The sequence below is a fragment of the Chromobacterium sp. CCUG 76385 genome, from assembly GCF_059916625.1.
The window spans coordinates 56,625-77,991 of sequence record NZ_JAUCGU010000019.1; the positions used below are offsets into that span (position 1 = coordinate 56,625).

Genomic DNA, 21,367 nt, shown 5'->3' on the forward strand with positions numbered 1-21,367 from the left:
GCCCGCTGGATAAGCAGCGGGCAGTTTGACTGTTGCCTTCAACCCGCCGCGACTACAGGGGAGAGGCTCGATGCCATTGCGAAGGATGGGCGATTTCCTCCTGCGCCCGCATCAGCTGCAGCTCGTAGGCTCCCGCCTGATGGGTGACGCGCATCACGCCGTCGCCAGCGGACAAGGCATGCTCGAACGCCGCCACCGCATCTCCCCCCTGCAACAGGCTGGCCAAAAAGACGCCGGATAGCAGGTCTCCCACGCCCACCGGGGGCAAATCGAAAGGGTATAAGGGGCGAGTGCCGTGCCAGATGCCGTCGCGGCTGACCAACAGCATGTCAAAACGGCTACCCGGCTTGCCGGCGAACTGCAGGTGCTTGACCAGGACCATGGCCGGTCCGCGCGCCAAGAGCGCCTGGCACGCCGCTATCGCCTGCTGCATGGTGTCGATTGGAGAGCCGGCGAAGCGCTCCAGCTCGACGTGATTGGGCGCCAGGATATCGGCCACCTCCGGCATGCGCTCCAGCAGAAAACGTTCAATGTCGGAATCCACCACGCAGCGCTTGGCGCTGTGGCTCATCACCGGGTCGCACAAATACAGCGCGCGCGGATTCACGCGCTTCACCAGCCGAACCGCCTCCACCACCCGCTCCGCCTGCCTGGCCGAACCAAGATAGCCGGTCAGCACGGCATCGCAGCCGGACAGCACGCCAATCTCGTCCAGACCCTGCGGCAACAGGCTGATGTCTTCGTCAGGCAGCGCCTGGCCGCGCCAACGGCCATATTGGGTATGATTGGAAAACTGCACGGTATGGATCGGCCAAACCTGCACGCCCAGCCGCTGCATCGGAAACACCGCTGCGCTATTGCCGGCATGGCCATACACGACATGAGACTGGATGCTCAACACGCTTTTCACCGCTCATCCCCGCTAGGCTTGTCTACCCAGGGCTGGAAGATCGGTTCGCGCGCCAGCATGCGCAGGCGGCCGCACGGCCCCGTCTCCAGAATGCGCCGCTCGTCCACCTCCACCTTCACGTCGACGCGATAGCCCTCTGCCAGCGGGAAGCGCCGCAGCACATCCCGCAAGGCCAGTTCGGCACGGGGATGCTCGACATCCACCGCGCACCAAGCCTGGCCATCTTTCATGACTTCAATCCGATAATGCTTCGCCATCCCTACTCCCATTCCTTCCGGGACGGAGACGCCGGAGGCGGCACACCTTCCAGACGCGCGCTCCAGTCCTCAACCTGCGCAGTGGCCAAGCGCTTGGCCACCAGTTGCTGCCACGACTCGACCAGCGGCAGCTTGCTGGCCTGCTCCAACAAATCCCGGTCCAGGCAGCGGTGATAAAACAGCTCGATCAAACGCATCAACGGCCACTCTGGATACGGGCGCTCCAGCAAGCAGATATCATCATGAGCCTGGAATTCGCCTTCCTTGAGCACGCGGCAGTACCAGCCGGTGCGGAAGCTGTTCTGCAAACGCTTGGCCATGTCGGGGACATCGAAACGGTCGTTCAGCTTCCAGCATGGCTGCCGGCCTTGCGACACCTCCAGCTCCACGCTGCCGATGCGCAGCTTGTCGCCGATGCAGACATTGCGCTCGGTCAGGCCGCATGTGCTGAGGTTCTCGCCAAAAGCTCCCGGCCGCAGCAGGATAGGCCGCTCGCCCAGCTCTTCGCGCCAGGCTGCGTAATGCTCGCTGGCATACAGGTGGACGGCCTTGTAAATGCCGCCGTGGTGGCGACGGTCGCCCTGTTCGTCGCCCTCCAGACCGAGCGCCCCGACGCGAACCCGCCCGCTCACCATCTGCTTATGGATGCCGCTGAGCGAGCCGGGCCGGGTATACGGCACGGCTTTTCCAGTCAACACCATCAGCACCGAGCCGATCTGACGGGGCTGCGTCATGCTCAACGCTCCAGCTGGGCCAGCCAGTCGCTGAAAATCCGCTCGGCGGCAATCTTCAACGCCGGGCCGTGCTTGGCGCCTTGCGCGCGCAAGGCCTGCGGTTCGATGCCGGCCGCGGCGAGTTCGCCGGTATGGCCGATCAGCCATTGCTCCAGCCGCCGCGGGTCCGCCTCCAGATGGAACTGCAAGGCAAGCGCGTTCTTGCCCACGGCAAACGCCTGATCCGGACACAGATTGCTGCTCGCCAGCCGTTGCGCTGAAGCCGGGGTCTCATAACGATCGCCATGCCAATGCAACACCATCGGCGACTGTTGCAGCGGCGCCAGGGCCGATTGCAAGCCGGCTTCAGTCAGTTGCAATTCGCCGAAGCCTATTTCCTTGTACCCCATGCTGCCGACCTTGCCGCCCAGCGCGCGCGACATCAGCTGCGCGCCCAGACAGATGCCCAGGATAGGGCGCTGCGATGCCAGCCGCTGCTCAATCAACCGCATTTCCTCGGCCAGGAAAGGATACTGCTCATCGTCGAACGCTCCGATCGGACCGCCCAGCACCACTAGCAAGTCGATCTTGTCCAGATCCATGGTCCACAACTCATTCACGCCTGCGTCATAGTAGTGGATGTTGTAGCCATTGTTGCGCAGCACGGGCTCCAGAATGCCCAGATCCTCAAATGCCAGATGGCGAATAGCGACCGCAGTTTTCATAAATCAATCACTTTCATTATGATGAATTGATAAAAACATACAAGACTTCACTAAAATATTCAAATTTATTTGATCCCACACAAAACATATCTTTGCTTACAGTTTTATTAGTACAAACAGCCTGTCTGCTTCCCTTCTAAAGCGGCGTTCCCGCCGCTGTCGGCCACTATGCCGCCTTGGCGGCTGAAAATAAAAAATGCCAAGGGAAAATTGGATATCGAGCCGAGAGAGACCTGGCTGCGCCAAGCCTGCAGCAATCGGATTGATTGGGTAGCCGCGAGGGGCCGGTGAGCGGGACGGCTCAAGGAAACCATGCGGCACAGCCAGCGGCCAACGGCTCACGGGCTGGCGTGATAGGAAGGAGAAGACGCCGCGGGCGCGGCGTCAGGGGAGGCTCTGCGCATTCCAAAGCCAAACGACAAACCATGCTGATGACTATGGGACCAAGCCTGCAGCGCAGGCTCTGTCGGCGCGTCGCTTGGAAACAACGCTCCCGGCCGCGAGGACTCCGCAGCATCAGGCGCTAAGCGCTATCGACGATGCCATCAGCGGCTCAGTTCGGCGCGGTACTTGTCATCCTCATCCTCGAATACTTCGTCGCCGCCCAGCGAGAACGCTTGCTTGAGCAGCTCGCGCGCGGCGTCGGCGCGGCCCAGCTCCAGCTCGCACTGGCCCAGGCGCAACAGGATGAAGGGATTTTCCTCGCCCTGCGGGCACTGCCGGGCCTGCTCCAGCGCCTGCCTGCCATTTTGCCATTCGCCCATCTGGAAATAGGTGTCGCCGATGGCGGTCAGCAGCCAGGTCGCCGCTTCCCAGCGCTCCACTTGCGGCGGCAGCAGCTCAAAAGCCTGCAGATAGCGGTCCAGCGCGGCATCGAACGTGCCCTGGTCGAACAACGCGTCGCCTTCGTCAAGCAGGGCCTGGATGGGTTCGTGCAGTATGGAAGGCAAGGCGGTCATCTCGAGTATCCCGAATCAACAATGAAAAGAGGCCGGCCCATGGCGGCGGCCTTGGCTGCCACCATCATATCGCAGCCAGGCCAGGCGCGCGATTTTAGCCGCGGCAGAAACACAAAAGGCCCCGCGTTGCGGAGCCTTTGCGTATTCTTTGTCAGCCTGGGCTGAAGATCAGGCCATAGCCTTGATCTGAGCGGACAGACGGCTCTTGTGACGAGCAGCCTTGTTCTTGTGGAACACGCCCTTGTCAGCAATGCGGTCGATCACTTTTTCGGAAGCGTGGAATACTACCTTAGCGGCAGCCTTGTCACCGGCTTCGATTGCCTTGAGCACTTTCTTAACTGCGGTACGGAACGCAGTACGCAGGCTGGCGTTGTGCGCGCGCTGCTTAAGGGCTGTGCGTGCACGCTTGCGAGCTTGTGCGCTGTTAGCCATGAATCTTTCTCCTGATAGCGGAATCTGAAACCCGCGATTCTAAGCCCTAAACACAGGTTTTGCAACAAGAATCCGGCCGGCGTAAACTAGCGGGCTTGCTCAATCCGCCTCTCGTTGTACGACAGAACAAAATGAACCTGCTCAAGGCCCTGGCTGCAGTCAGCAGCATGACCATGGTGTCGCGTGTGCTCGGCCTGGTGCGCGACACGCTCGTCGCGCGCATCTTCGGCGCCGGCATGTCTGCCGACGCCTTCAACGCCGCTTTCAAGATTCCCAATATGCTGCGGCGCCTATTCGCGGAGGGCGCTTTTTCGCAGGCTTTCGTGCCTATTCTGGGCGAATACAAGCAAAACAAGACGCATGAGGAAACGCGCGAGTTCGTCGCCAAAGTGACCGGCGTGCTGGGCTCCGTGCTGTTGCTGGTCACCGCCATCGGCATGCTGGCGGCGCCGGCCATCATGTGGATCTCGGCGCCGGGCTTCTACCGCGAGCCGGCCAAGGCCGCCTTGTTCGCCGACATCCTGCGTGTCTCTTTCCCGTATATTTTCTTCATCTCGCTGTCGTCAATGACCGGCAGCGTGCTCAATAGCTGGGGAAAATTTTCCATCCCGGCCTTCACGCCTACCTTCCTGAACCTCAGCTTCATCGTGTTCGCGCTGGCCTTCACCCACTACTTTCATCCGCCCATCATGGCGCTGGCCTGGGCGGTATTCGTCGGCGGCCTGATCCAACTGGTATGGCAGCTGCCCTTTCTGAAGCAGATCGGCATGCTGGCCAAGCCCATCTTCGCCTTCCGCGACCCGGCGGTGTGGCGCGTGATCCGGCAGATGGGCCCGGCCATCTTCGGCGTGTCGGTGGCGCAGATTTCCTTGCTGATCAACTCCACCTTCGCCTCCTTCCTGCCCACCGGCAGCGTATCGTGGATGTATTACGCCGACCGGCTGATGGAGTTTCCGTCGGGCGTGCTGGGCGTGGCGCTGGGCACCATCCTGCTGCCCTCGCTGTCCAAGCACGCCGCCAGCAAGTCCGACGCCGAATTCAGCGTGCTGCTGGACTGGGGCATCCGCCTGTCGCTGCTGCTGGCGGTGCCGGCCACGGTAGGCCTGGGCCTGCTGTCTGGCCCGCTGCTGTACACCATGTTCATGTACGGCAAATTCACCGCGCACGATGCCTGGATGTCGCAGCAGGCTGTCATCGCCTATTCCCTGGGCCTGCTGGGCCTGATTCTGGTCAAGGTGCTGGCGCCTGGCTTCTACGCGCGCCAGGACATCAAAACGCCGGTGCGCATCGCGGTGAAAACGCTGATCGCCACCCAAGTGATGAACCTGATCTTTGTATTCCCGCTGAAGCACGCCGGCCTGGCGCTGTCCATCGGCCTGGCATCCTGCATCAACGCCGGCCTGTTGATGCACACGCTGCGCCAGCGCGGCATCTACCGGCCGGAAGCGGGTTGGCGCAGCTTCCTGCTCAAGCTGGCCACCGCCATCCTGGCGATGGCGGCGGCGCTGCTGGCCTGCCAGTGGTGGCTGCCGATAGATTGGCACGGCCACGCCTGGCAGCGCGCGCTGTGGCTGCTGCTGCTGGTCGGCGTCGGCGCGGCGGTTTATTTCGCCGCGCTGTTCGCGCTCGGCTTCCGCCCGCGCCATTTCATGCGGCGCGAGATGTAACATGCTTTTGCCACGAACAGCGTCCCCCATATTGGAAACGGCCACGCTCCAGACAAGATGTCAGCGCCATTTCCTTTTCGAGCCCATTCGCGGGCTTCGTGGCGAAAACCGTTTTTAGAAGGCGTATATGATGCAAAACCTCACCCCCGAACACTCGCCGCTGGGCAAAACCGTCAGCTACCAGGACCAGTACGATCCTTCCCTGCTGTTCCCGATCGCGCGCCAGACCAAGCGCGAGGAGATAGGCGTGGAGGAAGCGGCGCTGCCGTTCGCCGGCGTAGACATCTGGACCGGCTTCGAGCTGTCCTGGCTGAATCCGCGCGGCAAGCCGCAGATCGGCATCGCCACTTTCCGCATCCCGGCCGCCAGCCCGCGGCTGATCGAGTCCAAATCGTTCAAGCTGTATCTGAACAGCTACAACCAGACGCGCATGGACAGCGTGGACGCGCTCGCCGCCCAACTGGCGCGCGACCTGTCGGCCGCCGCCGGCGCCGAAGTGGCTGTCAGCATCGCGCTGCCGCCGGCCTTCGCCGCCGAGCAAGTGCGCGAGCTGGCCGGCGAGTGCATCGACGATCTGGACATCGCGGTGGACAACTACGCGCCCTGCCCCGAGGTTTTGAAGGCCGACGCGACGGAAATCGTCAGCGAAACGCTGTGCAGCAATCTGTTGAAGTCCAACTGCCTGGTCACCGGCCAGCCGGACTGGGGCAGCGTGTCCATCCGTTACACCGGCCCGAAAATCGACCGCGAGGCGCTGCTGCGCTACCTGATCGGCTTCCGCCAGCACAACGAGTTCCACGAGCAATGCGTGGAACGCATCTTCGTCGACGTGCTGCGCGCCTGCGCGCCGACGCGGCTCACCGTCTATGCCCGCTATACGCGCCGCGGCGGCCTGGACATCAATCCATGGCGCAGCAATTTCGAAGCCGCGCCGCAGGACAATATCCGCACCGCGCGCCAATAATCATAGCGGGGCCCCGCCGCTCCGCTTGCTTTATTTCCCCATCATTGATATCCATGCAAATCCAAACCTTGGACATAAAAGGATAGCAATGAAAACCACCCCGCACCTGTTCGCCCAACGCCTGAGCAAGGCGCTGCTCGCGCTGTCCATCGGCCTGTTCGGCCTGATGGTGGCCAGCGGCAACCTGCTCGACTACGACTCCAATTGGCAGTTTGTCCGCCATGTGCTGAGCATGGACACCATGCAGCCGTGGTTCCACGGCGACGCGCTGCGCGGCCGCGCCATCCACAGCGAAGCTTTGCAGCGGATGGCCTACGCGGCCATCATCGCCGGCGAACTGGCCGTTGGCCTGCTGTGCGCCGCCGGCGGCGCCATGCTGCTGCTCGCGCTGCGCCCCACAGGCCGCATCTGGCTGCCGCGCGGCAAAGCCTGCTTCACGCTGGGCGCTACGCTGGCCGTCCTGGTCTGGCACACCGGTTTCGCGGTGATAGGCGGCGAATACTTCGCGATGTGGGCTAACCAGTTCAACGGCCAATTCAGCGCCTACGCCTTCACCGGCATTGCGCTGTTGGCGCTGATCTATGTGAACCAGCCGGAATCGTCGGCCGATTAACAGAAAAAGCCGCATCCTTCACAGATGCGGCTTTGACGATAAATCTCTTCGTCAGAACGGCGGCGGCGCCTCGAATTCCATCTCTTCGAAAGTCACCGGGTGGCGCAACACCAGCCTGGATGCGTGCAACAGCAGACGGTCCGCCTTGGCCAGCGCCTCCGGCGGGGCGTAGATGTCGTCGCCAAGAATGGGGTGGCCGGACTCCAGATGCAGCATGTGCATGCGCAGCTGGTGAGCGCGGCCGGTCAGCGGGTCCAGCTCCATCCTGCTGACGTTGCGCGCGGTGTCGCGCAGGATCACCCGGTAGCGGGTAATGGCTTCCTTGCCTTCCTCGAAGTCCACCTTCTGCCGCGGCCGGTTTGGCCAATCTATGATCAAGGGCAGGTCTATGATGCCGCTATTGCTTTCCACGATGCCGTCCACCACCGCGATGTAGCGCTTCTTGACCTTGCGATCCATGAAGGCGATGGACAGCGCGCGCTGCATTTCCGGGCCGCGGCCCATCACCACCAGGCCGGAAGTGTCCATATCCAGCCGGTGCACCGTCAGCGCGTCTGGGTAGGCTTTCTGCGCGCGGCTGATCAGGCAGTCGGCCTTGTCCTCGCCGCGCCCCGGCACCGACAGCAGGCCGCTGGGCTTGTCCAGCACCAGCATGCAGTCGTCGACGTAGACCACGTTGAGGCCGGTATCCGGCGGCGGATTGTAGTGTTCCAGATTATGTCTTTGCATCGTAAAGCGGCTTTTAAAATCGATTGGCGGCGATTATCGGCGTTAAAGCCTTGCCCGACAAGCTGTTACCGTCGATTGCGCGCGATGCTGTCACTTGAAATCGCCCCGATTCGCCATCAATCTGTCATGACAACAACAGACAAGGACGCATCATGCCGGAACAGTTCTACCAAGACCCGTACCAGACCCGCCTCGCCACCCGCGTGCTGCGCCACGACGATGCCGGCTTGGTGCTGGAGGATACCCTGTGCTACCCGCTGGGCGGCGGCCAACCCGGCGACAGCGCCACGCTGACGCTGCCCAACGGCGGCACGCTGCGCATCGCCGACACCCGCCGCGACCGCGAAACCCGCGCCATCCTGCATCAGACCGAAGGCGACATCCGCCTCGCCCCCGGAACCGAAGTCAAGCTGGAACTGGATTGGGACCGCCGCTACCGCCATATGCGCATCCATACCTGCATGCACCTGCTGGGCGTGGTGATCAAGGCCGGCGTCACCGGCGGCAACATGACGGCCGAGTCGGGCCGGCTGGACTTCTCGCTGCCGGAAGGCATGGAGCTGGACAAGGAACAGATCGAGGCCGAATTGAACCGGCTGGTGGCGGCCGATCTGCCGGTGACGGTGAAGATGACCAGCGGCGCAGCGCTGCAGGCGCAACCGGAGCTGATCCGCACCATGTCGGTGACGCCGCCCCTGCATCTGCCGGAAATCCGCCTGATCGAGATACAGGGCGTGGACTTGCAGCCCTGTGGCGGCACCCACCTGGCGCGCACCGGCGAAGTGGGCCGTGTCAGGGTGAAGAAGATCGAGAACAAGGGCGCGCGCAACAAACGCGTGGTGCTGGAGCTGGCGGATTAAGCCGCACCGCCAACAAAAACGGGGACCAAGCGGTCCCCGTTTTCACTTCATGAATGCCGCGCTCAGCGCGCGTCCAGCGCCATTTCGTGCTCCGGATGCGCCGGTTTCTCGTCCAGCGTCATGCGATGCAGCCACGGCGCGATGAAGATCGTCAGCACGGCGATCACGCCGGTCACCACCCCGATCTGGGTGAACACGCGGCTATAGATTTCCAGGGTAACCAGCGGGTCGGTCACATTGTCCGGCGCGGCGGTCAGGCTGGCTACCTTGCCGGCGATCACCGACGACGCGGCCGAAGTCAGGAACCAGGCGCCCATGATGAAGCCCATCAGCCGCTGCGGCACCAGTTGCGCCACCATGGCCAGGCCCAGGCCGGAAATCAGCAACTCGCCTATGCTTTGCAGCAGGTAGCTCAGCACCATCCAGTTGGACGACACCATGCCCTGGGCATTGGCGTACTTGGCGCCCAGCGGCAGCACCAGGAAGGCGCAAGCGCACAACACCATGCCGATGGCGAACTTGTGCGGCATGGGCAGGCGGTTGCCCAGCTTGTTGTAGCAGATGGCGAGCAGCGGACTGGCCAGCATGATCCAGAACGGGTTCAGCGATTGGAACTGCTCCGGCTGCACCGGAATGCCAAACAGGGTGTGCTCGGTATTGTGGATGGCGAAGAAGTTCAGCGACAACGGCATCTGGTTGTACAGCACGAAGAACACCGTCGCCTGCAGCATCAGGATGGCGGCCACGATCATCTTCTTGCGGTCCGCGCCCTTCAGCAGCAGGGTCTCCTTGACGAACAGCCCCACCACGCCGATCGACAGCACCGCCAGCACCACATTGGCGATGATCTCGTGCTTCAGCAGCAACGCGGCCAGCAGGCAGGCCACCACCACGCCGGCCAGCACCGCCAGCCAAGTGCTCAGTTTCGGCGTGCGGAAATCCGCCTCGGAACCGTATTCCTTGACCCAGCCGCGCAGCAGCAGGAAGTTGGCTACGGTGATCAGCATGCCGACCACCGACAAGGCGAAGGCGTGGGCGTAGCCGAACTGGTCGGCCAGCCACGGCGTGGCCAGCATGGACAACAACGAGCCGACGTTGATCGCCATGTAATACATGGTGAAGGCGCCGTCCAGCCGCGGATCGTTCTCCTCATAGCACTTGGACAGCAGCGACGAAGGATTGGCCTTGAACAAGCCATTGCCGACGGCAATGGTGCCCATGCCCAGATACAGCAGGCTGATCTGGTCGGCCGACGCGGTCACCATGGCGTAGCCGGCGGTCAGCACCAGCGCGCCCAGCAGGATGGTGCGGCGGGTACCCAGCACCTTGTCGCCCAGCCAGCCGCCAACCGACACCAGGCCGTACACCATGGCGATGAAGGCGGAGAACAGCGTGAAGGACTCGACCTCGCGCAGGCCAAGCTCCTTAACCAGATAAACAGCCAGAATGCCTTGCAGGCCGTAAAAGCCGAAACGTTCCCAAAACTCGATCGAAAAGATCAGATAAAACGGCTTGGGTTGCCGCAAGGGGTTGAGCGCGCTTTGCGTCATGACGGGTTCCTTGTGAAATCAGAACTGCTGCGGACCCAGGAAATTCCTGATGGCGAGACGGCGGATGGACAGCGCGGCACGCGCCAGCCAAAGCCAGTCGCGCGGGGTGAGACAGACAGTGGTCACTACTGGAAATGAGGCTAATTTGCAGTTATCAGGCCGCAAGTCCATGCAAATTCATGACCTTGCCGCAACATTGATAGCATTCAGAAACTATTGATGAAGCAAGTTCGGCTTGCTGTCAAATCACTTGACGCAATACAGCCCCATTCATGACAAGGGCAAAGCACAGAATAGGAAGAAAATCTTACATACAGACAACAATCATGAACATATCTATATATGAAATATCTAAATGCTTATAATGATGATTTTTAGCAATTTAATTGCGAATGAAGCCAGAAAAGAAATGTTCTTCGCTTGCGCCGGCCATGAGCCGGCGCAAGCTCACCGCGCCAGCACGCTCTCCAAACGTTGCCCCACTTCCGCCACCTCCCGGCGCAGACAATCGATGAACAGCCCCGGCAGGGCCGAAGCGGGGCGGAACTGCGGCAACACCAGCCGCAGCGAAAACGGAATCGACGCCTCCAGCGGCCTGGCCACCAGCCCCGCCCCGACTTCGGCCAGCGCAGTCAGCGGATTGACGATGGCCACGCCCAGCTCTTGCCGCACCAGGGCGCACACCGCCGCCGCGCTATGGGTGGACAGCTGCAGCCGGCGGCGCACCCCGGCCTCGGCAAACCAGGCATCGACCTGCTGACGGTAAGGATCGCTGGGCGCCAGGCTGACGAAGGGCAAATCGGCGAAATCCTGCGCCGTCAGCCGCCGCTTGGCCGCCAGCGGATGCCCGGCCGGCATCACGCACAACTCGTCGCCCTGCCACAGCGGCAAAATCTGGCAACCGGCAGGCGCCTGGTCCTGTTCGATCAGCCCCAGATCGAAACGCTGCGCCGCCAGCCACTCCTCCAGCCACGGCGACTCCTGCGGACTGATGTCCACCCCCACCTCCGGCAGACGTTGCAGAAAGCGTCCGCAAGCCGCCGGCAACAAAGTCTGGGCGAACACCGGCAGACAGGCGATGGCCAGCTGCCCCCCGGAAAACTGGCGGATGGCCGTGGCGCTGCTGACGATGCGCTCCAGTCCGACAAAACTCCGCTCTACCTCGGCGAACAGCTGCAAAGCCTGTTGGGTAGGCCGCAGGCGGCCGTGGCCGCGCTCGAACAGTGTCAGCTCCAATAGCTGCTCGCAGCGCGCCAGCTCGCGGCTGACCGTGGGCTGTGAAGTATGCAGCAGCCGCGCGGCGCCGCTGACGCTGCCGGACGTCATCACGGCTCGAAACACCTCGATGTGGCGCAGATTGATCGCCATCTCTTCCTCCATGCGAAGTCATGGCCATATCAAAAATGAAAGCCATGTCGACATAATTCTATTTTATTTTTGTACGAATTAGTCGGATCATGGTCTGACATCCACAGGAAAGCCCTGCCATGCGCCCCTTCGACAACCGCCAACTCGCCGCCATCGCCCAACAGTACGGCTCGCCGCTATGGGTCTACCACGCCGACACCATCCGCAGCCGCATCGCCGAGCTGAAGGCCTTCGACACCATACGCTATGCGCAGAAGGCCAACTCCAACACCCACATCCTGCGGCTGATGCGCGCGGAAGGCGTGAAGGTGGATGCGGTATCGCTGGGAGAGATCGAGCGCGCCTTGGCCGCCGGCTACCATCCGGGCGCGGAGGAGCCGTCCGACATCGTCTTCACCGCCGACGTGCTGGACCGCGCCACGCTGGACAAGGTGGTTGAGACCGGCATTCCGGTGAACGCCGGCTCCATCGACATGCTGCGCCAGTTGGGCGAGCGCTCGCCGGGCCATCCGGTCTGGCTGCGCATCAACCCCGGCTTCGGCCATGGCCACAGCCAGAAGACCAATACCGGCGGCGAAAACAGCAAGCACGGCATCTGGCATGAAGACCTGCAGCAGGCGCTGCAAGCGGTGCGGACGCACGGCCTGAAATTGATCGGCGTCCACATGCACATCGGCTCCGGCGTCGATTACGGCCATCTGCAACAGGTGTGCGGCGCCATGGTGGAGCTGGTGGCGCAACTCGGCTGCGATATCGAGGCCATCTCCGCCGGCGGCGGCCTGTCCATCCCCTACCGCGATGGTGATGTCCGCATCGATACCGCCCATTACTTCCAATTGTGGGATGCCGCCCGGCAACGCATCGCAGAACAGCTGGGCCATCCGGTGCGGCTGGAAATCGAGCCGGGCCGCTTCCTGGTGGCGGAATCCGGCGCGCTGCTGGCCGAGGTGCGCGCCGTGAAGAATATGGGCAGCCGCCATTTCGTGCTGGTGGACGCCGGTTTCAACGACCTGATGCGGCCGTCGCTATACGGCAGCTACCATCGCATCAGCGTGCTGGACGCGCGCGGGATGGAAAAAAACGGCCGCATCGACACCGTGGTGGCCGGCCCGCTGTGCGAATCCGGCGACGTGTTCACCCAGCAGGAAGGAGGCACCGTGGAAACCCGGCCGCTGCCGCCGGCGCAAGTCGGAGACCTGATGGTGTTCCACGACGCCGGCGCCTATGGCGCGACCATGTCGTCCAACTACAACAGCCGCCCGCTGTTGGCCGAGGTGCTGGTCGATGGCGGCGCGGCGCGGCAGATCCGCCGCCGCCAGACCATGGCGGAACTGCTGGCGCTGGAAGCCTGAACGCTCAATGCAAAGAAGCCGGGCATCGCCCGGCTTCCTCGCACATTCCCTCGCCCAACAGCAGGATCAGCTCTTCTGTTCCATCTTGTTGATGACGAACTTCACGCCCGGCACCTTTTCCGCGACTTGGCCGGCCTTGAACATCTGCTGGTCATCGGTCATCGGACCCTCGATGGTCACCTCTGCCTTGCTGCTGCTCACCTTCAGATCCAAGGCTTTCAGTTCCGGATCCGCATCCAGAGCCTGCTTCACGGAGGCCGCCAATTCCGCATCAGTCGGCGCAGCCACAGCGACGGCGGCATCGGCATAGGCAGCCTGCACGGCGAAAGAGCCAGACAGGGCCAGGGCAGCCAGCAGCAGGGTACGGCTTGCAAGGTGTTTCATCATTTTCTCCAATTTCTCGCGACAAATGTCCAAGGCCACGACCCGCCATGCCAGCGGATCACACGGAATACCGCCATGTTAACGGGGAAACTTTTCAGTTTTGTTGCGACTCAATGACATCACACTAAACACGATGCCGGCGCGACACGCTCCCCGACGCGCGGGTTACAATCAACCGAACCACCCAATGACAGGGCCCAGAGCCTATAAGCATGAAGCAGAAACCGTTCTTGAAAAGCTGGCCATTGTGGCTGATGCTGCTGACACTGGCCGGCTGCGGCACCACCCCGCCGCGCACCGGCACCACGACATCCCCGTCCACAGCCTCCAACGCCAGTCCGGCCGCGCTGCCCAACTGGAACAGCCAGGCCCTGGGCGATACCCTGCAGGGCCTGCAGCAAAGCTGCCGCACCCTGCAGAAAAAACCGTCCTGGAGCGGCGTCTGCCGCGAAGCCGGCACCCTGCCGGCCAGCGATGCCGACGCGGTGCGCCGTTTTTTCGAAAACCGTTTCACCGCCTGGAAATTGCAGGACGGCGGCCGCGACAGCGGCCTGATCACCGGCTATTACGAACCGCTGCTGAACGGCAGCCGCACCCGCTCCGAGCGCACGCCCTGGCCGGTTTACGGCGTGCCGCGCGACCTGGTCAGCGTGGACGTGCCGATGAGCCAGCGCAATCGCGGCACGCTGCGCGCCAAGCAGGCCGGTCCCAACCGGCTGGCGCTGGCCGCCAATGGCAATATCGAGATCAATCCGGCCGACTTCGCCGCCGACCCGCGCGGCATCCGCCTGAAGGGCCGCTTGTCCGGCTCGCGGCTGGTGCCATACTTCACCCGCGGCCAAATCAACCAGGGCAGCATCGCCGGCAGCGCGCCGGTGATCGCCTGGGTGGAAGACCCGGTCGAGCTGTTCTTCCTGCAGGTGCAAGGCTCCGGCCGCATCCAGCTGGACGACGGCAGCTTCCTGCACGTGGGCTTTGCCGACCAGAACGGCTACCCCTATCAATCGATAGGGAAATGGCTGGTGGACAAGGGCGAGATGACGCTGTCCGACGCCTCGATGCAGGGCATCAAGGACTGGCTCGCGCGCAATCCGCAGCGCCGCGACGAGCTGCTGTCGGTCAACCAGAGCTACATCTTCTTCAAGCCGCTGTCCGGCGACGATGGCGGCCCGGTCGGCGCATTGGGCGTGCCGCTGACCGGCGGTTACAGCATCGCCGTCGATCCGCGCTACATCCCGCTAGGCGCGCCGATCTACCTCGCCACCACCTGGCCGCATTCGACCGAACCGCTGGTGCGGCTGGTGCACGCCCAGGACACCGGCAGCGCCATCAAGGGCGCGCTGCGCGCCGACCTGTTCTGGGGCTATGGCACCGAGGCCGGCATGTACGCCGGCCGCATGAAGCAGCAAGGCAGCATGTGGCTGCTGCTGCCCAAGGGGCTGACCCCCACTTCCGCGCTATGATCAAACGGGGCCTCGGCCCCGTTTTCTCCCTACAACGACACCAGCACCAGCACCAGCACCGCCATCCCCAGACACACCAGCACGGTGTAGATCAGCAGCAAACCCAGCGTCCGCAAAGCCACCGCCAACTTGCCGCCGCCATAGACCCGCCGCTGCGCCAGCCATAGATATACCGGCGTTCCGGCAAAAAACAGCCAGGCGGAAACCGTGGGCAAGGCCAAGCCCAGGCACAGCACCAGAAACAGCCACGCGTGGAAATGCAGGGTAAATACCAGATGCATCCCATACACCCGGTGCCGGCCGAAATACGCCAACAGCAGCAATAAGGCGAACAGCGGCATCAGGCCGAACAACACGTACGGCGCGTGGCCGCGCAGCGAATGCATCAACTCGGCATTGGCCTCTTCCGGCTGTTCGCGGAATCTCTTGAAATCGTGGCTCAGATGATCGCCCCAGCGCTTCAGCCAAAGGTCGGACAGCTTGTTGCCGGTGCGCATGGTGACCGAGCCGTGGCCGGCATCGGCCGACAGCAGATCGCCGAATACTGCCTGCGCCTCCGGATCGCTTGCCGCGGCTTTGGACAAGGCAGGCTTCAGAAGCGATGGATCAGCATTGTCAAAATGCACCATCGTTCCGCCCGCCAATCCAATCAGCACGAAAAAGATGAAACTGACGGTCAGATAGAGCTGAAACGGCTTGACGTAACGCTGGCGCCGCCCGAGCAGATATTCCTCGGTCAAACGGCCCGGCTGCGCCAGCAGCAGCCACAAGCTGCGTGTCAACGCGCCTTCCAAGCTGACGTAATGATGCAGATATTCATGAATGAACTCCCACAAAGTGGGAATTTCGATATGGGTCTTCTGCCCGCACTCCGGGCAGAAACGGCCGCAGACCGAATGATGGCAATTGGCGCAATGCTCCGGTTTGCTCACATGGCGATACTTGTTCATCGGGGACGAGGAAAAGGGAAAACCCGATCTTAGCCAGCTGCGCCATCCATGCCAATAACATTTTTCATCAGAACTATCTTGCCGTATCCGTGCTGTGCCAATCGTCCGCCAGCCAGGCAATATTCCTTCGTACTGATTGGCGTTGACCTTTGTTGAGCGGGCGCATTTTTCGATGACTCGGGCCGCTTCGCGCAAGCATCGTCACCCTGCCGCGCACGGCGCAGCCACCGCTTGAAGCGTCCTGCCAGACTTATCCTCCAGCCAGGCCGCCACCCCACTGAACCCCGCCCGCTGCCCCGGCGCAAACGCCAGATGCCGATGGATGCGGGCAGTCTTGCCCGACAGCGGCAGCGGCCCGTCCAGCTCCCGCACCACCGCGTCGTGCCGCAGCAAGCGCCCGGCGTTTTCGCCCGCCGCCACCTGGCTTTGCAGATGGTTCTCATACAGCGCAAGCATCAGCATCGGCGACGCGGGCGCCCCAGGCTGCAAGGAAACCTCTATATCGACATCGATCCCCTCTCCCGCCGGCATCATTGCCAGCCGCAAGGAGGCCTGCGCAACGCCAGGCGACAACTGGCCGCGCAGACTGCCATAGCTGCCAGCCGACCAGTCCTGGCCGTTCAAGCACAACTGAGGGGTGTAGATCAAGTCACTGCCGGCCCGCGCCGCCAGCTCGCGCTGCCGCCGCGAATAAGCCGGCTTGGCGAAACGATCGCGCCAACCCAAGCCATCCCAATAATCGACATGAAACGCCAACGGCACCAACTGCCGCAAGCCGAAGCCCGCCGCTCCCAGCCCGGACAACCAAGCGTCGGCAGGGGGACAGCTGCTGCAACCCTCAGAGGTATACAGCTCCAGCAGCGAGACCTGGCTTGCCGCCGCCGACTCGCTCTGCCCGCGGCAAGACTGCGCCGCGTCCACCTGGGCCATCGCCCCCAGCCACCCCAACAACCCGGCAAGCGCATAGCAAAAATGTCGCATCGCCGTTCCCTTTGCGACCGCATCGATGTCGATTAGTCGAGCGGCGAGTCCGTTGCTGACGAACAAATACAAAAAAGCCGGCATGCATGCGCATGACGGCTTTTGAATTCTGATGGCCCCCCGAAAATCGAACTCGGCACCAGCGCATCATCCATATCCAGACAAACCATGTCGAGTCGCAACCGAGCTGCGCCAACATCGGCTAGATCCAAGCAAAACGCAGGATGGCTACGCTAAGATGAAGCAGCGGGGGAGGAACATAAGAAATGGATTTCATCATTACAGAACAGTTGCAGAACGTGCTGTTTGAACATATTGCCCACAGTGAAAACGGCATTGCCGTAGTGGACGCCAATAACCGAGTCATATTCTACAACGACACTTTCCTTGACATGTTCGGACTTCAGGGCCGTCCTGTTCTGGGTTGCCAGTTCGATGACTTGATCAGCTGGATGCATGCTCATGGCGTCGGCGCCAAGACGCACGGCGTCTCGCGGGAGGAGTGGCTGTCTTCAGTGCACCGCCAATATCGCTCTGCCGCGTTTCGCAGCTTTGAACTGGATCTGGTTGATGGCAAATGGCTGCTGATGACAGAGCAGGTCAACCCCTCCGGAGAAGTCGTATTGGTGGGAAATGATATCACCCGGCTGAAACAGACCGAGCACGCGTTGCGCGTCGCTCAAGAAGAACTGGAAAAACAGGCATGGTCAGACGAACTGACAGGACTGCCTAATCGACGCTATTTCATGCAAAGGCTTGATGGCGAATATCGCCGGGCGCTACGCCACCAGCACCCCTCCACGCTAGCCATTCTGGATTTGGACCATTTCAAGCGGATTAATGACCAATATGGCCACCCTGCCGGCGACGCCGTATTGAGACACTTCGCCGGGCTACTGCATGAAAATTTGCGCAAGGAGGATGTGACCGGACGACTGGGCGGAGAGGAGTTCGGTCTGCTATTGCCTGAAACGACGCAAGAGGAAGCGCTGAACGTGCTGGAACGCATCCACCAGCAGCTGCCCCTCCAAAAATTGGACAACATCGCGCCAGGCTTCGCTTATACCTTCTCCGCCGGCTTGATGGAGCTTGCTCATGACAACGCGCTCAGCCTGCAAGAATGGATAAGCTCGACCGACAAAGCCTTATATCAAGCCAAAGCCGCGGGCAGAAACCAAGTGGCGGTCTATCACAGAGGGGCGCAATAAACCGCTCGGGACTCTTAAAACACGTTCACGACTTAGCCCTGCCCGCTCGCCATACTCCAGCCCTCAAATGCCCCGGTCCGGAATCGCTTTCTTCTTCCTGCTCTTCCGTTCCGGAGCATATCCCCGCAAGAACACTGCAACCGCATCCCGCACCGATTGCGCTATTTGATCGCGGGACGGTTGCTCGCTGCTTGCGCCAAGCAAATGTCGCTGATATTCCGACTCCAGCATGCCAAGAAGATGCGCGGCGGCGGTCGCCGGGCCGGCCTCCAGCAAACGCCCGGCCACCATCTCCTGGCGCAGATAATCTGCCAACTTGTCTATCTGCCGGGCCAAGCCCTTGTCGTACAATAGCTGGCCAAGTCCCGAACGCCGGCCCTCTGTGATGATGATGCCGCGCAACGTGACTAGACTGGGTTGCAACATGCTTGCAAGAAAGTGCTCGCCAAATTCCTGCAGGGTAATGTCTATATCCTTGCCTGGATCTAAACGATCAAACGAGGATGCCAGCAGGTCGATGGCCAATTTTTTCATGACCATCTCGAACAGCTCTTCTTTGGATGGGAAGTATCCATACAACGTTGGCTTGGTCAAGCCGATGCGAGAGGCGATTTCCGCCATAGAAGTCGCATCATATCCTTGCTCGAGAAAGACTTCCGCCGCGCCTTCGATGATAGCCTGGCGGCGGCTCTCCGTTTTTACGCGCATGTGGCTCCTGGAATGGATTGCGCAAGCTGAACTTGCCGAAGGCTGCATTCTAGCACCATAAACATACCAATCAGTCAAGATATGCCCAAATGGGCGAACACGGCGCCATGTCTGCGCGCACCTCGGAACCGGCGCCAAAACCAACACGCCTCGCTGCGCCAAGCTCAGGCTGATCGCTCGCTCGCCGCACTGACTTCAGGCGCAAGCAGGCTTCGCCTTCCCGCAAGCGGCGCCTGACTCAATCTCCGCGCGCGTCCATTCTGCGGCGGGCATCCCCTCTTCAGACCTGGCGGCGCCCAGGTCCGCTTGGTATCCGCGCAGATACACCTGCACAGCCGCTTCTACCGACTCCATGATCTGCCGTGAACCAGGCTGCGTCATCGCGCCGGTGATGAATAACTCCAGAAAGTCAGCCTCCAACAGATTGATCAGATGCAGCGCCGCCCGCCACGGCCTGGCTCGCCGGATGCGCCCAGCCGCCATTTCGCCCTCCAGAAAGCGGGCAAGCTGGCCCCACCCCTCGGCCGGGCCGCTCTGAAAGAACAAGCGGCCCATGCTGGAACGCGGCCCCTCCCCCATCACGATGCTGCGCATGATCAACAGGTCCTGACTCAGGATCACGCCCAGATAGTGCTCGCCAAACCGCCGCAGCGTCCTTTCCAAGTCGTCGCATGGCGCAAGGCTGGCAAAAGCGCGCATCATGCGCTCTTCCACCTGTGTCTTCATTACCACACGAAACAGCTCCTCCTTGGAGGGAAAGTAACTGTACAAAGTCGCTTTCGATCCCCCCGCCCTGGCTGCGATTTCCGCCATGGACGCGGCTTCGTAGCCGAATTCCAAAAAAACGGTCGCTGCAGCCTGCACGATGCCTTGCCGCCTGGTTTCGCTTTTCATCCTCATAACTTTACCGTTTGGTTTAATTAATCGTTGACAGCGATTATGCGGCATTGCTATAAATTTACCAAATAGTTTAGTTAAGGAGGTAAACATGAACGCTGCTGCAGGACTTCCAACCCGCGTGATCACACGCTATGGCTCAATGCTGGCATTGAGCGGCATGCTTGCCGGCTGCGCCGGCATCCCAGACCTGGGCCCCAAGCCGCAACCACATACGCTGACGCAGCTGCAAAGCACGCGCAGCCTGCCCGGCGCCGGGCAAGCCTGGGCGGAGCAACAATGGTGGAAACGCTACGGCGATGATCAGCTCGACCAGATGATGGACGAGGCCTTGGCCAACTCCCCGGACCTGGCCACGGCGCAGGCTCGCCTGCTCAAGGCGGAAGGTTATGCCCAAGCTGCCGGCGCCGGCTTGCTGCCCGGCGTGGATCTGAATCTAAGTTCGACTCGGCTGAAGCAAAGCTACAACAATGGCGTACCTAAAGCCTTATCGCCACAGGGCTTCAACAGCGCGTCCCGCGCGGCGTTGGATTTCAGCTACGAAATCGATTTCTGGGGCAAAAACCGCGACTTGCTGGCCGCAGCCACCTCCGAACTCGAGGCTGCCCAAGCCGAAACGGCGCAAAGCCGCTTGATGCTGACCAGCGCCATCGCCGCCGGCTACGCACAACTCGCCAGCCTGCACGCCGAGCGCGACGCGGCGGAAAAAGCGGTGCAAGTGCGCCGCGACAGCCTGGAATTGCTGAAAGACAGGCAATGGCATGGCCTGGAAACGCTGGGCAGCGTGGAGCAGGCGCAATCCCGTCGCGCCGCGGCGGAAGCGGATCTGATCGCCGCCGACGAGGCCATTTCACTGCAGCGCAACAGCCTGGCCGCCTTGCTCGGCGGCGGTCCCGACCGCGGATTGGCCATTCATAGACCGACTGTCGACCTCAGCCGCCCGCAAGCCCTGCCAGCTACGCTGCAGGCGGAGCTGATCAGCCGCCGCCCGGATCTGACCTCGGCCCGCTTGCGCGTCGAAGCGGCGGCCAAGCGCATCAATGTGGCGCGCGCCGGCTTCTTTCCCAACGTCAACCTGACGGCATATGTCGGCGGCCAGTCGCTGGGCGCAATCGACCTGCTGACCAAGTCCGGCTCCGGCATCGCCGGCATCGGCCCGGCCATCAACCTGCCCATTTTCCGCGGCGGCCAATTGCAGGGCGAATACCGCGCCGCCCGCGCCGACTACGACGCCGCCGTGGCCAACTACAACCAGACCCTGATTCAGGCGCTGCGCGAAGTCGCCGACGCCGTCACCCGGCAACGCACGCTGGAGCCGCAACTGTGGCAACGCCAAGCCGCGCTGGCGTCCGCCAAAGAAGCCTACCGCGTAGCGAACGACCGCTATCGCGGCGGCCTGGCCAACTACCTGACCGTGCTGAACGCGGAAGACAGCGTCATCGATACGCGCCGCGTGCTGACCAAACTGCAAAGCCAGCAATTCATGCAAGACATTGCCTTGATCAAGGCGCTGGGCGGCGGCTATCGCGACGCCGGCATCTGATCCGCAATCGAACTCTCAATACCTTATTCAAGGAATCAAACCATGAGCGCCCAAATCAAAGGCTATGTCCCAATTGTAAGTTGGTAGCCTCTCCCCACCGCTTCCTGCAAACAATGCACAGGTTGTATCTGCTG

The 21,367-nt window shown here is 62.0% G+C and carries 22 protein-coding genes; 8 read left to right on the forward strand and 14 right to left on the reverse strand.

Annotated features, from left to right (window positions below; translation table 11 throughout):
• Positions 1 to 52: 52 nt before the first annotated feature.
• The 6 genes from pdxY to rpsT all read right to left on the reverse strand — a co-directional run bounded on the left by pdxY (position 53) and on the right by rpsT (position 3,996).
• Positions 53 to 910, reverse strand: coding sequence for a pyridoxal kinase PdxY (pdxY, locus tag QUG01_RS13120; protein WP_500830536.1), 858 nt, complete (start codon positions 908 to 910; stop codon positions 53 to 55).
• Positions 907 to 1,167 (reverse strand): hypothetical protein, encoded by a 261-nt coding sequence (locus QUG01_RS13125; protein WP_500830537.1) that lies wholly within the window; start codon positions 1,165 to 1,167, stop codon positions 907 to 909. Before QUG01_RS13125 ends, pdxY begins: the two co-directional genes overlap by 4 nt.
• Positions 1,168 to 1,169: 2 nt before the next feature.
• Positions 1,170 to 1,901 carry an MOSC domain-containing protein gene (locus QUG01_RS13130; protein WP_500830538.1) on the reverse strand — a complete coding sequence of 244 codons (732 nt, stop codon included), beginning with the start codon at positions 1,899 to 1,901 and terminating at the stop codon, positions 1,170 to 1,172.
• Between the two features lie 2 nt (positions 1,902 to 1,903).
• On the reverse strand, positions 1,904 to 2,605 hold the full coding sequence (locus QUG01_RS13135) for a glutamine amidotransferase (RefSeq protein ID WP_500830539.1): 702 nt from the start codon (positions 2,603 to 2,605) through the stop codon (positions 1,904 to 1,906).
• Positions 2,606 to 3,150: 545 nt separating this feature from the next.
• Positions 3,151 to 3,564, reverse strand: a complete 414-nt coding sequence (locus QUG01_RS13140) for a tetratricopeptide repeat protein (RefSeq protein ID WP_500830540.1) — start codon at positions 3,562 to 3,564, stop codon at positions 3,151 to 3,153.
• A gap of 168 nt (positions 3,565 to 3,732) precedes the next feature.
• Positions 3,733 to 3,996, reverse strand: a complete 264-nt coding sequence (rpsT, locus tag QUG01_RS13145) for a 30S ribosomal protein S20 (RefSeq protein WP_043627589.1) — start codon at positions 3,994 to 3,996, stop codon at positions 3,733 to 3,735.
• A 131-nt stretch (positions 3,997 to 4,127) separates the two neighbouring features.
• On the opposite strand from rpsT, the gene murJ reads away from it, so the two are divergent.
• The 3 genes from murJ (at position 4,128) to QUG01_RS13160 (ending at position 7,240) form a co-directional block, all read left to right on the forward strand.
• Positions 4,128 to 5,663 carry a murein biosynthesis integral membrane protein MurJ gene (murJ, locus tag QUG01_RS13150; protein WP_500830541.1) on the forward strand — a complete coding sequence of 512 codons (1,536 nt, stop codon included), beginning with the start codon at positions 4,128 to 4,130 and terminating at the stop codon, positions 5,661 to 5,663.
• 127 nt (positions 5,664 to 5,790) lie between these two features.
• Positions 5,791 to 6,627, forward strand: coding sequence for an NADPH-dependent 7-cyano-7-deazaguanine reductase QueF (gene queF / locus QUG01_RS13155; RefSeq protein ID WP_500830542.1), 837 nt, complete (start codon positions 5,791 to 5,793; stop codon positions 6,625 to 6,627).
• Between the two features lie 88 nt (positions 6,628 to 6,715).
• A complete protein-coding gene (locus QUG01_RS13160) occupies positions 6,716 to 7,240 on the forward strand; it encodes a DUF2165 family protein (RefSeq protein WP_500830543.1) in 525 nt (174 codons plus the stop codon).
• A 51-nt stretch (positions 7,241 to 7,291) separates the two neighbouring features.
• On the opposite strand, the gene QUG01_RS13165 is transcribed toward QUG01_RS13160, so the two are convergent.
• The gene (locus QUG01_RS13165; protein ID WP_500830544.1) at positions 7,292 to 7,969 is read right to left on the reverse strand and encodes a pseudouridine synthase; all 678 of its coding nucleotides are present in this window, start codon (positions 7,967 to 7,969) and stop codon (positions 7,292 to 7,294) included.
• Between the two features lie 152 nt (positions 7,970 to 8,121).
• On the opposite strand from QUG01_RS13165, the gene QUG01_RS13170 reads away from it, so the two are divergent.
• Positions 8,122 to 8,829 carry an alanyl-tRNA editing protein gene (locus QUG01_RS13170; protein WP_500830545.1) on the forward strand — a complete coding sequence of 236 codons (708 nt, stop codon included), beginning with the start codon at positions 8,122 to 8,124 and terminating at the stop codon, positions 8,827 to 8,829.
• A 62-nt stretch (positions 8,830 to 8,891) separates the two neighbouring features.
• Here the strand turns inward: QUG01_RS13170 and dtpA are convergent, their stop codons facing one another.
• Entirely contained in the window at positions 8,892 to 10,379 is a 1,488-nt protein-coding gene (gene dtpA / locus QUG01_RS13175; RefSeq protein WP_103316623.1) for a dipeptide/tripeptide permease DtpA, read from the reverse strand.
• A 447-nt stretch (positions 10,380 to 10,826) separates the two neighbouring features.
• Positions 10,827 to 11,747, reverse strand: a complete 921-nt coding sequence (locus tag QUG01_RS13180) for a LysR family transcriptional regulator (RefSeq protein ID WP_500830546.1) — start codon at positions 11,745 to 11,747, stop codon at positions 10,827 to 10,829.
• Between the two features lie 119 nt (positions 11,748 to 11,866).
• On the opposite strand from QUG01_RS13180, the gene lysA reads away from it, so the two are divergent.
• A complete protein-coding gene (gene lysA / locus QUG01_RS13185; protein ID WP_500830547.1) occupies positions 11,867 to 13,099 on the forward strand; it encodes a diaminopimelate decarboxylase in 1,233 nt (410 codons plus the stop codon).
• Between the two features lie 66 nt (positions 13,100 to 13,165).
• Here lysA and QUG01_RS13190 read toward each other — a convergent pair whose 3' ends face one another.
• Entirely contained in the window at positions 13,166 to 13,483 is a 318-nt protein-coding gene (locus QUG01_RS13190) for a BON domain-containing protein (protein ID WP_261174095.1), read from the reverse strand.
• A gap of 212 nt (positions 13,484 to 13,695) precedes the next feature.
• Between QUG01_RS13190 and mltA the strand changes: the two genes are divergently transcribed.
• Complete coding sequence (mltA, locus tag QUG01_RS13195) at positions 13,696 to 14,946, forward strand: murein transglycosylase A (RefSeq protein WP_500830548.1); 1,251 nt, start codon at positions 13,696 to 13,698, stop codon at positions 14,944 to 14,946.
• Between the two features lie 29 nt (positions 14,947 to 14,975).
• Here mltA and QUG01_RS13200 read toward each other — a convergent pair whose 3' ends face one another.
• Together QUG01_RS13200 and QUG01_RS13205 are read right to left on the reverse strand one after the other, a co-directional pair.
• Complete coding sequence (locus QUG01_RS13200) at positions 14,976 to 15,878, reverse strand: DUF3667 domain-containing protein (protein WP_500830549.1); 903 nt, start codon at positions 15,876 to 15,878, stop codon at positions 14,976 to 14,978.
• 219 nt (positions 15,879 to 16,097) lie between these two features.
• Entirely contained in the window at positions 16,098 to 16,877 is a 780-nt protein-coding gene (locus tag QUG01_RS13205; RefSeq protein WP_500830550.1) for a DUF1223 domain-containing protein, read from the reverse strand.
• A gap of 266 nt (positions 16,878 to 17,143) precedes the next feature.
• Here QUG01_RS13205 and QUG01_RS13210 point away from each other — a divergent pair, with 266 nt between their 5' ends.
• Positions 17,144 to 18,085: a GGDEF domain-containing protein gene (locus QUG01_RS13210; RefSeq protein WP_500830551.1), complete on the forward strand. Its 942-nt coding sequence runs from the start codon at positions 17,144 to 17,146 to the stop codon at positions 18,083 to 18,085.
• Between the two features lie 63 nt (positions 18,086 to 18,148).
• Here QUG01_RS13210 and QUG01_RS13215 read toward each other — a convergent pair whose 3' ends face one another.
• Both QUG01_RS13215 and QUG01_RS13220 read right to left on the reverse strand, forming a co-directional pair.
• Complete coding sequence (locus QUG01_RS13215) at positions 18,149 to 18,793, reverse strand: TetR/AcrR family transcriptional regulator (protein WP_500830552.1); 645 nt, start codon at positions 18,791 to 18,793, stop codon at positions 18,149 to 18,151.
• Positions 18,794 to 18,988: 195 nt separating this feature from the next.
• Entirely contained in the window at positions 18,989 to 19,687 is a 699-nt protein-coding gene (locus QUG01_RS13220; RefSeq protein ID WP_500830553.1) for a TetR/AcrR family transcriptional regulator C-terminal domain-containing protein, read from the reverse strand.
• A 94-nt stretch (positions 19,688 to 19,781) separates the two neighbouring features.
• Between QUG01_RS13220 and QUG01_RS13225 the strand changes: the two genes are divergently transcribed.
• Positions 19,782 to 21,233 carry an efflux transporter outer membrane subunit gene (locus QUG01_RS13225; protein WP_500830554.1) on the forward strand — a complete coding sequence of 484 codons (1,452 nt, stop codon included), beginning with the start codon at positions 19,782 to 19,784 and terminating at the stop codon, positions 21,231 to 21,233.
• Positions 21,234 to 21,367: the final 134 nt, after the last annotated feature.